13 protein-coding genes are annotated in these 11,885 nt (G+C 73.6%); 11 read left to right on the forward strand and 2 right to left on the reverse strand.

Annotated elements, in window-relative coordinates; all coding sequences use genetic code 11:
* Positions 1 to 41 precede the first annotated feature (41 nt).
* From ASG76_RS13695 to ASG76_RS13705, 3 genes are read left to right on the forward strand one after another with little or no spacing between them, the layout of a single operon-like run.
* Positions 42 to 269 carry a biotin/lipoyl-binding carrier protein gene (locus ASG76_RS13695; protein WP_056604214.1) on the forward strand — a complete coding sequence of 76 codons (228 nt, stop codon included), beginning with the start codon at positions 42 to 44 and terminating at the stop codon, positions 267 to 269.
* Between the two features lie 16 nt (positions 270 to 285).
* The gene (locus ASG76_RS13700; RefSeq protein ID WP_056604217.1) at positions 286 to 948 is read left to right on the forward strand and encodes a Pr6Pr family membrane protein; all 663 of its coding nucleotides are present in this window, start codon (positions 286 to 288) and stop codon (positions 946 to 948) included.
* Between the two features lie 10 nt (positions 949 to 958).
* The gene (locus ASG76_RS13705) at positions 959 to 1,969 is read left to right on the forward strand and encodes an aldo/keto reductase family protein (protein ID WP_056604221.1); all 1,011 of its coding nucleotides are present in this window, start codon (positions 959 to 961) and stop codon (positions 1,967 to 1,969) included.
* A 103-nt stretch (positions 1,970 to 2,072) separates the two neighbouring features.
* On the opposite strand, the gene ASG76_RS13710 is transcribed toward ASG76_RS13705, so the two are convergent.
* On the reverse strand, positions 2,073 to 3,344 hold the full coding sequence (locus ASG76_RS13710; protein ID WP_056604224.1) for an MFS transporter: 1,272 nt from the start codon (positions 3,342 to 3,344) through the stop codon (positions 2,073 to 2,075).
* A 15-nt stretch (positions 3,345 to 3,359) separates the two neighbouring features.
* On the reverse strand, positions 3,360 to 3,848 hold the full coding sequence (locus ASG76_RS13715; protein ID WP_056604227.1) for a DUF2231 domain-containing protein: 489 nt from the start codon (positions 3,846 to 3,848) through the stop codon (positions 3,360 to 3,362).
* 131 nt (positions 3,849 to 3,979) lie between these two features.
* Here ASG76_RS13715 and ASG76_RS13720 point away from each other — a divergent pair, with 131 nt between their 5' ends.
* The 8 genes from ASG76_RS13720 to ASG76_RS13755 all read left to right on the forward strand — a co-directional run bounded on the left by ASG76_RS13720 (position 3,980) and on the right by ASG76_RS13755 (position 11,864).
* The gene (locus ASG76_RS13720) at positions 3,980 to 4,645 is read left to right on the forward strand and encodes a response regulator transcription factor (protein WP_056604230.1); all 666 of its coding nucleotides are present in this window, start codon (positions 3,980 to 3,982) and stop codon (positions 4,643 to 4,645) included.
* Complete coding sequence (locus ASG76_RS13725) at positions 4,645 to 6,009, forward strand: sensor histidine kinase (protein ID WP_056604233.1); 1,365 nt, start codon at positions 4,645 to 4,647, stop codon at positions 6,007 to 6,009. Before ASG76_RS13720 ends, ASG76_RS13725 begins: the two co-directional genes overlap by 1 nt.
* Positions 6,010 to 6,120: 111 nt before the next feature.
* Entirely contained in the window at positions 6,121 to 6,795 is a 675-nt protein-coding gene (locus ASG76_RS13730) for a response regulator transcription factor (protein ID WP_056604236.1), read from the forward strand.
* Positions 6,792 to 8,258, forward strand: a complete 1,467-nt coding sequence (locus ASG76_RS13735) for a sensor histidine kinase (protein ID WP_056604239.1) — start codon at positions 6,792 to 6,794, stop codon at positions 8,256 to 8,258. Before ASG76_RS13730 ends, ASG76_RS13735 begins: the two co-directional genes overlap by 4 nt.
* A gap of 9 nt (positions 8,259 to 8,267) precedes the next feature.
* Positions 8,268 to 9,233 (forward strand): ABC transporter ATP-binding protein, encoded by a 966-nt coding sequence (locus ASG76_RS13740; protein WP_056604242.1) that lies wholly within the window; start codon positions 8,268 to 8,270, stop codon positions 9,231 to 9,233.
* Positions 9,233 to 10,111 (forward strand): ABC transporter permease, encoded by an 879-nt coding sequence (locus ASG76_RS13745; RefSeq protein WP_056604245.1) that lies wholly within the window; start codon positions 9,233 to 9,235, stop codon positions 10,109 to 10,111. The genes ASG76_RS13740 and ASG76_RS13745 overlap by 1 nt, the downstream gene beginning before the upstream one ends.
* A gap of 2 nt (positions 10,112 to 10,113) precedes the next feature.
* Positions 10,114 to 10,896 carry a hypothetical protein gene (locus ASG76_RS19140; RefSeq protein ID WP_157559113.1) on the forward strand — a complete coding sequence of 261 codons (783 nt, stop codon included), beginning with the start codon at positions 10,114 to 10,116 and terminating at the stop codon, positions 10,894 to 10,896.
* 68 nt (positions 10,897 to 10,964) lie between these two features.
* Complete coding sequence (locus ASG76_RS13755; protein WP_056604248.1) at positions 10,965 to 11,864, forward strand: cation diffusion facilitator family transporter; 900 nt, start codon at positions 10,965 to 10,967, stop codon at positions 11,862 to 11,864.
* Positions 11,865 to 11,885: the final 21 nt, after the last annotated feature.

Consider the following 11,885-nt stretch of genomic DNA (forward strand, 5'->3'; position numbering starts at 1 on the left):
CGATCATCGGTTACGCCCGGGTAACCGCTAGCGTCGGCGCCATGGCCCGCACCACGTCGCTCGAGATCGTCTCCGAGCTGGTCGCCAACGTCCTGAGCATCGAGGTCGCCGAGGGCGACCGCGTCGAGGCCGGCGACACCGTCGTGCTGCTGGAGTCGATGAAGATGGAGATCCCGATGCTGGCCGAGCGCGGCGGCACCGTGACCGCGATCCGCGTCACCGTCGGTGACGTGGTGCAGGACGGCGACGTCCTGGTCGTCCTCGACTGATCGACCGGCCCACCCCGTGACCACCGCCCGCGCCCGATCGGTCCACGCGGTCGTCGCCGTCGTGGCCTGGGTCGCGGTGGTGCTGCAGCTGGTGCTGGTCGTGAAGGGCACCGTGATCCTCGTCGACGACGACCCGCCCGGGCTCGCGGCGCGCATCTACCGCTTCTTCGCCTACTTCACGATCCAGAGCAACCTGCTCGTCGCGATCACCTCCACGGCCCTCGCACGTGAGCCGGCGCTCGACCGCCCGGTCTGGCGGGTCGTCCGGCTGGCCGGGCTCGTCGGCATCACCGTGACCGGCCTCGTGCACTTCGTGCTGCTGCGCCCGCTGCTCGACCTCCACGGCGCCGACTGGATCGCCGACAAGCTGCTGCACGTCGCGGTGCCGCTCCTCGCGGTCGCGGCGTGGGCGGCGGTCGGGCCTCGCCCGCGGATCACCGCGCGCGAGGCGGCGTACGCCCTGTGCTGGCCGGTCGTGTGGCTCGTCTGGACCCTCGTCGTGGGGCAGGTCGGCGGCTGGGTGCCCTACCCGTTCCTCGACGCCGGCGCCGAGGGCTGGGGCGCGGTCGCACTGGTGAGCGTGGGCGTCACGGTGCTGTTCCTGCTGCTCTTCGCGGCGTACGCCCGGCTGGACCGCCGGCTGCGCGCCACCCCCGAGGGCCTTCGCGTGCCCCGCTAGTGTCGACGGCATGGAGTTTCGATACCTCGGCAACAGCGGACTGAAGATCTCTGAGATCACCTACGGCAACTGGCTCACCCACGGCTCCCAGGTGGAGAACGACGTCGCCACGCAGTGCGTGCGCGCGGCCCTCGACGCGGGGATCTCGTCGTTCGACACCGCGGACGTCTACGCCAACACGGCGGCTGAGACCGTCCTCGGCGAGGCACTGAAGGGCGAGCGGCGCGAGTCGCTGGAGATCTTCACGAAGGTCTACTGGCCCACCGGCCCCGGCGGCAAGAACGACACTGGCCTCTCGCGCAAGCACGTCATGGAGTCGATCAACGGCTCGCTCCAGCGCCTGCAGACCGACTACGTCGACCTCTACCAGGCCCACCGCTACGACACGGAGACCCCGCTCGAGGAGACGATGCAGGCCTTCGCCGACATCGTCCGCCAGGGCAAGGCGCTCTACATCGGCGTCAGCGAGTGGACCGCCGACCAGATCCGCGCGGGCGTGGAGCTGTCGAAGGAGCTCGGCTTCCAGCTGATCTCCAGCCAGCCCCAGTACTCCATGCTCTGGCGCGTCATCGAGGACGAGGTCGTGCCGGCCTCCGCCGAGCTCGGCGTCTCGCAGATCGTGTGGAGCCCGATGGCGCAGGGCGTGCTGTCCGGCAAGTACCTCCCCGGCCAGGCGCCGCCCGAGGGCTCGCGCGCGACCGACACCAAGGGCGGGGCCGACATGATCTCGCGCTGGATGCAGGACGACGTGCTGTCCGCCGTGCAGGACCTCAAGCCGATCGCCGAGGACTGCGGGCTCACCATGGCGCAGCTCTCGGTGGCCTGGGTGCTGCAGAACGACAACGTCGCCGCCGCCCTCGTCGGCGCCTCGCGCCCCGAGCAGGTCGCCGACAACGTCAAGGCCGCCGGCGTGAAGCTCGACGCCGACGTGATGAAGCGCATCGACGACGCGATGGGCTCGGTCGTGATCCGCGACCCGAGGATGACCGCGGAGAACTCGCCGAAGGGCCGCGTGGCCTGAGGTCTTCGTGACCTGACGTCGTACGCCGCCGCACCTGCGGCGGATGTTGCCCTCGCGGAATGAGTCCGGGGGCCACATCCGCCGCATGTGCGGCGGTGGCCTCTCAGGCGTGGGCCGGGCGCGTCACCCGGTAGCGCACGAACGCCGGCACGGCGAGCGCGGCGACGACCGTGAAGACGACCACCAGCACCCCGCCGCCCGCGGCCGCGACAGCGGCGCCGGTGGCCGCGGCGGTCGCGCCGTGCGCCACGTCGGCGACGCGGGGACCGCCCGCGACCACGACGATGAAGATCCCCTGCAGCCGCCCGCGCACGGAGTCGTCCGCCGCGGCCTGCAGCATCGACGTACGGAACGCGGCCGAGGCCATGTCGGCCGCGCCGCCGACGGCGAGCATCAGCACCGCGACGACGAGCATCGGGCCCGGCGCGAAGGTGGCGAGCATCGCTGCGACGCCGAAGCCGACCATGGCCACGCCCCAGACCAGGATCGCGACGACCACCGCGAGGCCCTGACGCTCGACGCGTGACACCCAGCCCGACAGCACGCCGCCGACGACCGCGCCGGCCGGGATGGCGGCGAAGAGCAGCGCAAAGGCCAGCCCGCCCTCGCTCGGGCCGCCGAAGTCGACGTGGGCCAGCTCGGGGAAGAGGGCGCGGGGCATCCCGAAGACCATCGCGATGATGTCGACGACGAACGACATCATCAGCACCGGCTGCGTGCGCAGGTAGCGGAAGCCGTCGACCACCGCCCGGAGGCCGGGCGTCACCGTCACCCCCACGACCGGCAGCGGTGGGAGTCGTACGACGGCGCCGAGGGTGGCGAAGAGGGTGATGGTGTCGAGCAGGTAGAGCCACGAGAAGCCGACCAGCGGGATGAGCGCGCCGCCGACGAGGGGCCCGGCGATCCCGCCGGCCTGCATGACGGTCATGTTGAGCGAGTTGGCCGACGGCAGCAGGTGCTCGTCGAGGATGCGGGGCAGCAGGGCCGAGCGGGTCGGCTGGTTGACGGCGAAGAACGCCTGCTGCACCGAGAAGAGAGTGAGCAGCAGCCACACGTCCTCCGCGCCGAACGCGGCCTGGAGCCAGAAGCCCGCACTGGTGAGGATGAGCCCGGCCGTGGTGATGAGCAGCAGCGTGCGCCGGTCGAATACGTCGGCCAGCGCCCCGCCCCAGAGGCCGAAGACCACCAGTGGGACGAGGCCGAAGACGCCGGTGAGGCCGACGTAGGCCGAGGAGCCGGTCATCGCGTAGATCTGCGCGGGCACGGCCACGACGGTCAGCTGGGCACCGACCACCGTGATGATGTTGGCGCGCCAGAGGCGGCGGAAGTGCGGGTTGGCGAGGGGGCGGGTGTCCGCCAGCAGTCGCCTGTCCACGCCCCGCAGGCTAGGTCACTCCGACGAGGACGACGACACCTGGTCACCCCACGCGGCGCGCGCGCCGGAGTCGCCGACGCGGTAGACCTGCACGGTCGTGGCGAGGGCGGCGACGACCGCGAGCGCGGAGACGGCGCGCATCGTGGTGAGGCTGGTCGCGCGACCCGCCGAGGCAGCGTCCGTGGTCGCGGCGCGGCGGTCGAGCCACCACAGGGCGGCGGCGAGCAGCAGCATCGGGATGGCGAACCAGATCAGCTGGTCGCCGAGCTCGGCGTGCTCGCCGGGGTTGCCGACGCGCTCCTCGAGCGCCTCGCCGCTGGACGTCGCGACGGGGATGAGCGCCGTCGCGACGGCGGTGCACGCCACGACCAGCAGGCCGTAGGGGCGGCGCCACGCGGGTCGCAGGGCGATCGCGAGGGTGCCGATCGTGGCCACCGGCAGCAGGACGACGACGGCGTGGACGACGAGGGGGTGCACGGGCAGGCCGTTGATGAGATCGAACATGACGCGGACGCTAGGACGGCGAACCTGCACCCCGCCTGACCGCGTGACCCGGCTCGTCAGTCAGGTTGCGTGCAGGCCCGGAGCGGCAGGGTGGCAGGGTGAGCGGCGCGAGGAGGAGTGAGGGACGACTGATGGCCCGGGTGGGACTCTGCGAGGACGACGCGACGATCCGTCGCGTGGTCACCGACGCCATGCGCATCGCCGGGCACGAGGTGGTGGCCGCGCACGACGGTGGTGAGGCGCTGCGCCTCTTCGTCGACGACGACGCCCTCGACGTGGTCATCCTCGACATCGGCCTCCCCGACGCGGACGGTCGAGACGTGTGCCAGGCGCTGCGCTCGGCCGGCCAGAGCGCACCGGTCCTCTTCCTCACCGCCCTCGGCGCGGTGCACGAACGCCTCGCCGGCTTCAGCGCCGGCGCCGACGACTACCTCGCCAAGCCCTTCGACGTCCTCGAGCTGATCGCGCGCGTCGAGGCGCTGGCCCGGCGCGGGCGCCTGGTGGTCGCGTCGGCGCCGACCGACCTCGTGCTCGACCCCGCCCGCCACTCGGTCTCGTGCAACGGTCGCGAGGCGATGCTGACGCCGACCGAGTTCCGGATGCTCGCCGCGATCACCTCGCGCCCCGGCGAGGTCGTACGCCGTCGGGCCGTGGTCGCCGCCGCGTGGCCGCAGGGCGGGATGGTCAGTGACAACACCGTCGACTCCTACGTCCGCCGGATCCGGGTCAAGCTCGCCGAGGTCGACTCGCCGCTGCACCTGACGACGGTGCGCGGTGTCGGCTACACACTGAGGTGATGGAGACCGAGCCGCCGCTGGACGCACCGCCCGCCGGGCTGCGTCGCTGGGCGCCGCGGTCGTTCCGCGGGTCGATCGTCGCCTCCACGGTCGCGCTGATGACGATCGCCATGGTCGTGGTGGTGCTCGGCATCCAGGTCGTGCTCGAGTGGACCGCGCAGCGCGACGTCCAGCAGGTGCTGGAGGAGCGCTCACGTGCGGTCGTGAGCGTGCTGGCCCAGTCGGAGGACAGCCCGCTGGTGGTGGACGACGACGTGCTCCAGCCCGGGATGGTCGTCTACGACGCCTCGGGCGAGCGGGTCGCGGGATCGGTGGCCACCGCGGTGCGCGACACCGCCGACGGGCTCGCCACGACCGACCGGGTGCGCGCGACGCGCGGGGCGGAGGACGAGGACCGCCTGCTCGCCACCCCGTTCACCACCCGGGCCGGCGACCGGGGCGTGCTCGTCGTGAGCCAGGAGACGGCCCCCTACGAGCGCTCCGAGCTCTACGCCCTGCTGGCGGCCGCGGTGCTCGGCGTGCTGGTCGTGGGAGCCACGGCCCTCATGGCGCTGCGCGTGACCGCGCAGGCGCTCAAGCCGGTCACGGTGATGGCCCAGCGGGCTGCCGACTGGAGCGAGCACGACCTGTCGCACCGCTTCGACCTGGGGCCGCCCACCAACGAGCTGGCCGCGCTGGGGGAGACCCTCGACCACCTCCTGGACCGGGTGGCGTCGGTGATCCGGTCCGAGCAGCGGCTCACGTCCGAGCTGGCCCACGAGCTGCGCACCCCTCTCACTGGCATCCAGGGCTCGGCCGACCTCGCGCTCCTGCGCGGCGTCGACGACCCGGCGGTGCGCGAGGACCTCCGCCAGATCGCGGCGTCGTCGCGGGAGATGGCCGGTGTGATCACGACCCTGCTCGACCTCGCCCGCGACGCCCGGACCACGAGCCGCGAGCAGGAGTGCCGACTCGCTGACGTGGTGCCGGCGCTCGTCGCAGCGACGCCGACCGGTCCGGTGGAGGTCGTCGACCGCACCGTCGCCTCCACGGCCCGGATCGCGGCGCCCGCCGGCCTGGTGGCACGCGTGCTCGCTCCCCTGGTCGACAACGCCTCGCGCCACGCCCGGAGCCGCGTCGTGCTCGACGCCACCGACCTGCCCGACCGGGTCGAGGTCGTCGTGCGCGACGACGGACCGGGCGTCGACGAGGCCGTGCGGGCCACGCTGTTCGAGCCCGGGGTGTCGACCCGCGGTGACGGAGCCGGGCTCGGGCTGGGCATCGCCCGTCGCGTCGCGACGTCCTTCGGGGGCGAGGTCACCCTCGACGAGGCCGCAGGCACCGGCGACGGGGCCGTCTTCCGGGTCCGGCTGCCGCGCCTCTGACGACCCCTGCACGGAGTCAGGTTGTGTGCAGGTTCGCCCGCGCACCATGGTGGGGCGGGCCCGTCCACCCCCGGGACGGGCCCGCACCCGCGACCGAGCAGGAGGCTGACCGTGCGGCTGCTGCTGGCCGAGGACGACCCGCGTCTCGCGGCCATCCTCGTGCAGGCCCTCGGCGAGGCGGGCTGGGCGGTCGAGGCGGTCGCCGACGGACGCGAGGCGTACGCCCGGGCGCTGGCGGAGGACCCGCCCGACCTGCTGCTGCTCGACTGGATGCTGCCGGGCCTGGACGGGCTCACGGTGTGCCGCCGGCTGCGCGCGATGGGCGTGACCATCCCCGTGCTGGTGCTGACTGCCCGCGCGGCGGTGACCGACCGGATCAGCGGGCTCGACGCGGGCGCCGACGACTACCTCCCCAAGCCCTTCGACCTCGACGAGCTGCTCGCCCGCCTGCGCGCGCTGCACCGGCGCGCGGCCTACGACCAGCAGCCGGTCGTGACGCTCGGCGACCTCGTGGTCGACTTCGGCGCCCGGCAGGTGCGACGGGGGGCGGTGGACATCGAGCTGTCGGCGCGCGAGTTCGACATCCTGTGGCTCCTCGCGACCCACGCCGGATCGGTCGTCTCGCGGTTCACGATCCTCGACGAGGTCTGGGACGGCGACACCGACCTGCGCAGCAACGTCATCGACGTCCACCTCGCCGCGATCCGGGCGAAGGTGGACCGGCCGTTCGGCACCAGCACCATCACCACCGTGCGGGGGGCGGGCTACCGCCTCGAGCAGCCGTGAACCTCGGTGAGCGGCTCCGGACCCTCCCCCTGCGGCGGCGGCTGGTGGCCGGCTTCGCGGCCGCGATGCTCGTGCTGCTCACCGCTGCGGGTGCGGTCGTCTACTGGCGCGTGCAGTACGCCCTCGACCGCGGCCTCGACACCGAGCTGCGCTCCGCCCGTGCGGTGATCATCCCGCTGGTCGACGCTGCCGGGCACGTCACCTCGCCCGAGGCGGCCGACGCCACCGGCACCGGCTGGCAGGTGCTCGGCGCCGACGGGTCGGTCCTCGACTCCGGCGGCGCGGCGCCCGGTCGCACGCTCGTGCCTGACTCCGCGCTGCCCGCGACGGGCAGCCGCACCCTCGACGTCGGCAGCATGCTGCCCATCGCCGCCGCGCCCTACCGGGTCGAGGTGACCGTCCTTGGCGCGACGGATGGCGCGGCGTCGTACGTCCTGGTCGGCGTGCGCCGCGACCACCGCGACGAGGCCCTGCGCGAGCTGCTGCTGCAGATGTCGCTGGCCGGGGTGGGCGCGCTCGTGGTGGCCTCCCTGGTGGGCGACCAGCTCGCCCGGCTGGCGCTGAGGCCGGTCGAGCGCTACCGCCGCCGGGCCTCGGAGATCGCCAGCGGGTCCGGCCACCGGCGCCTCGAGGTGCCGACCCGGCGCGACGACGAGGTGACCCGGCTGGGACACACCCTCAACGAGATGCTCGGCGCGCTGGAGGAGTCGCTGACGCGCGAGCGCCAGTTCGTCGGCGACGCCAGCCACGAGCTGCGCACCCCGCTCACGCTGCTGCGCACCCGGATCCAGCTGGCCCGCCGCCGGGAGCGGTCGGTCGCGGAGCACGAGGCGGTGCTCGACGAGCTGGCCGTCGACGTCGCCCGGCTGGCCGACCTCGCCGAGCAGCTGCTCGAGCTCGACCGCACGTCCTCGTCGCACGGCTCGTCGGGCGACCTGGTCGACCTGGGCGAGGTGGTGGCGGCTGAGGTCGGGCGCTGGCGGGCCGCCCACCCCGACCGGGCCGACGGCGTCGTGGTCGACGAGCCGGACGCGCGCGTCCACGCCGCTGTCGGGCGCCAGGCCCTCGAGCGGATCGTGACCAACCTGCTGGCCAACGCGCTGGCCCACGGCTCCGCGCCGGTGCGGGTCGTCGTACGGCGCGAGGGTGGGCACGCCGTGCTGCAGGTCGCCGACGAGGGGCCCGGCATGGATCCCGACATGCTGGCGCAGGCGACGCGGCGCTTCAGCCGCGCTCCCGAGGCGCGAGCGCGTCCCGGCGCGGGGCTGGGCCTGTCCCTCGTGGAGCACCTCGCCGTCAGCGCGGGCGGCGAGCTGCGGCTGTGCCACGCCGGGCACCACGCCTCGACCGGGGTCGCGGCGGACGTCGAGTGCCTCCACGACGACCGGATGACGGCGACGGTTCTGCTGCCCGTGGCGCCGGCCCGGAACGCCTTCACGAAGTCTTCATCCTCGGATTCCTAGCGTGGCGCCATGACCACGACAACACGAGCCGAGAGCGACGGCGACGCCGTCGACGTCGTCGGCGTGACGAAGAGGTACGGCCCCCTGGTGGCGGTGGACGACGTGTCCGTCCGCGTCGCCCCGGGCGAGGTCTACGGCATCCTCGGCCCCAACGGCGCTGGCAAGACCACCCTGCTGCGCATGCTCTTCGGGCTGATCCGGCCCGACAGCGGGACCATCCACGTCTTCGGGCGCACCTGGGCCCACGACGGGGTGCGGACGCTGGACCACGTCGCCGGCTTCATCGAGAGCCCGAAGTTCTACCCCTACCTCACCGGCCGCCAGAACCTCGAGGGCCTCGGCCTGCTCGACGGCACGTGGGACGGCCGCGCCCTCGGCGACCGCATCGACGAGGCGCTCGACGTCGTGGACCTGGTCGGGCGTGAGGACGACCGGGTGGGTGGCTACTCCTACGGCATGCGGCAGCGTCTCGGCGTCGCGGCCAGCCTGCTGCGCAACCCCCGGCTGCTGGTGCTCGACGAGCCCGCCAACGGCCTCGACCCCGCCGGCATCCGCGACATGCGGGCGCTGGTCAAGCGGCTCGCGTCGAACGGGCTCACGGTGCTGCTCAGCTCGCACCACATGGACGAGGTCGAGGAGATCTGCGACAACGTCACCATCATGAGCCGGGGCTCGGTGGCCTTCCACGGCACGATCTCCGACCTGCGCGCGATGGCGCCCGACCCCGGGCACCTGCTGCGCACCGGCGACGACGCGCAGGCGGCGGCCATCGGTCACGACCGCCACCGTGACGTGGCCGTCGAGCCGGCTCCCGGCGGTGGCCTGATGGTGACCGGACCGCAGCACGAGCTGTCGTCCTTCGTGGCCGACCTGGTGCGCGCGGAGGTCCCGCTGCTCGCCTTCACACCCACCCGCACACCCCTGGAGGAGCTCTTCTTCATGCTCACCGACGCCCGGTCCGAGGAGGTGGCCTGATGAGCACGACGACCCTCACCCGTCCCGACGCCGCGGCTGCCCGCGCCAGCGGAGGTCGTACGTCGGTCGGGCTCGGCGCTGCGGTGCGCTGGGAGGCCCGCAAGCTGCGCGCCCAGCTGCGCACCAAGGCCCTGCTGGTCGGGGCGCTGCTGGCACCGGTCGCCGTCGTCGTCGTGGTCAGCGCGCAGTCGCGACCGCCCAAGGACACCCTCTTCGGCCGCTTCGCGACCGACAACGGTTACGCGATGGCGCTGCTCGTGCTCGGCTTCGCCAGCCAGTGGATCCTCCCGCTGGTCACCGCCGTCGTGGCGGGCGACATCTTCGCGAGCGAGGACCAGCACGGCACCTGGAAGACCGTGCTGACGCGTTCGGTCAGCCGCTCGAGGCTGTTCTGGGCCAAGGTCCTGGTCGCGGTGGTCTTCGGCCTGGTGGCCCTCGTGCTCCTGGCCGGCGCCACCATCGCGGCGAGCCTGGTCGTGGTGGGCCAGTCGCCCCTGACCGGCCTCTCCGGCCAGACCATCGCCCCGCACGCCGCCCTCGGGCTGGTCGCCGCGAGCTGGGCGACAGCCGCGCCGCCCCTGGTCGCCATCAGCTGCCTGGCCATCCTCTTCTCGGTCTGGTCCCGCAACGCCGCCGTCGGCATCGCCGGACCCGTCGTGGCCGCGATGGTCATGCAGCTCGTCGGCTCCCTCGGCGGCATCGAGGCCGTGCGTCCCTACCTGCTCACCACGCCGTTCGAGGCCTGGCACGGCCTCCTCGCGGAGCCGCGCTTCACCGGCCCGCTCGTCGACGGCGTCCTCACCAGTGCGGTCTGGAGCGTCGCGGCCCTCGCTGCTGCCTACGTCATCCTGCGCCGCCGCGACATCACCGGAGGTTGACCATGCGTCGCTTCATCATCAGTCTCGTGGCCGCGGTCGCGGTCGTCCTCGCCATCGGGGGTGCGGTCGTCGCCGGTTCGGGCGGCGGCAGCACCGTCACCCGGGCCCGGCTCGAGCGGTCGCTGCCGACCGAGTTCGCCAACCTCTACGCGGCGCAGGCCACGATGCTCGGGCACCGCGGCGTCACGCCGGCCTCGCTCCACCCCACCGCGATGTGCGACAAGGGCGGCGCGGTCGAGCCCGACGTGGGCCCCGGCAGCAACTGGAACTGCCTGGTCTCCTGGACCGACCCCGACAACCCGATGCCCCCGGAGGGCTACGGCAAGTTCGAGCTCGACGTGCACACCAACGGCTGCTGGACCGCCGGCGGCCCGAGCAAGCTCGTCGGCTTCGCGACCCTCACCGACACCTCGGGCCGTGAGGTGCCCAACCCGGTCGCGGAGTTCGACGGGTGCTTCGACCCCAACGGCGACAACAGCCCCACGGGCGTGGAGTTCCCCTCGCTGCTCAACGTCACCACCACGGCGTTGCGCCCCGACGCCCAGCGGCGCGTGGCCGTCCAGGCGACCTGCGGCACGGGCAGCACCGGCTGCCACGGGAGCGTCACCGCGACGGCCGGCGACACCGAGCTCGGGACCGTGCCGCTCGAGGTCGAGGAGGAGCAGACCGCCACGCTCGCCTTCCCCACCCCCGTGCCCGCGGGCGCGAGCGAGGTGACGTTCACCTTCCACGTCACCCAGGGCGTCGGACCCTCCAAGCCGGTCACCCTGGAGATGCCGGCCTGACCAGCACGGCGCTCCTCCGCCCCGGCCTATCATCGTCCGCAGGACGCGGCCGGCGGCGGAGGAGCGACATGGGTGCAGGGCACGGCCACGGCCACGCCGGCGGCCGGCACCGCTGGCGCCTCGCCGTCGCGTTCGGCCTGGTCACCGCCTTCTTCGGTGTCGAGCTGGGTGTCGGCCTGGTGAGCGGCTCGCTCGCGCTGGTCTCCGACGCCGGACACATGGCCGCCGACGTGGTGGCGCTGGGGGCCGCGCTCGTCGCCACCAGGATCGCCACCCGCCCCGACGACACCGGTCGCCGGACCTACGGCTCCTATCGCGCCGAGGTCCTCGCATCGGGCTTCACGGTGCTGGTGATGCTCGGGGTGTCGGCGTACGTCGTGCTCGAGGCCGTGGGCCGCATCGGCGAACCCGTCGAGGTCCCCTCCGGTGCGATGCTCGTCGTGGGCGGGCTCGGGCTCGCGGTCAACCTCGTGTGCCTGGCCCTGCTGCGCGGCGGTGCGCAGGAGTCGATCAACGTCCGGGGTGCCTACCTGGAGGTGGTCGCCGACGCCGCGGGCAGCGTCGGCGTGCTGGTGGCCGGTCTGCTCGTGGGCCTCACCGGTGCCGGCCAGTGGGACACCGTCGTCGCCGTCGCGATCGGCGTCTTCGTCGCCGTCCGGGCAGTGCTGCTCGGCCGCGAGGTGCTCGCCGTGCTGGGCCAGCACGCGCCGCACGACGTCGACCTCGACGCGGTGGTGCGCGACCTCGAGGGCGTGCCGGGCGTCGCCGACGTCCACGACCTCCACGCCTGGACCCTGACCTCCGGGATGAACGTCGCGACCGCCCACCTCGTCGTCCGGGTCGGCGCCGACCCGCAGGTGGCGCTGGCCGCCGCCCAGACGGCCCTGCGCGAGGGCCACGGCATCGACCACGCGACCCTGCAGGTCGAGGCCAACCCCGCCAGGGAGTGCCACGCCGCCACGTGGTGACCCACCCGTCGGGCTGAGGCG

It is taken from the genome of Nocardioides sp. Soil774, assembly GCF_001428125.1.
Classification (GTDB): Bacteria; Actinomycetota; Actinomycetes; order Propionibacteriales; family Nocardioidaceae; genus Nocardioides.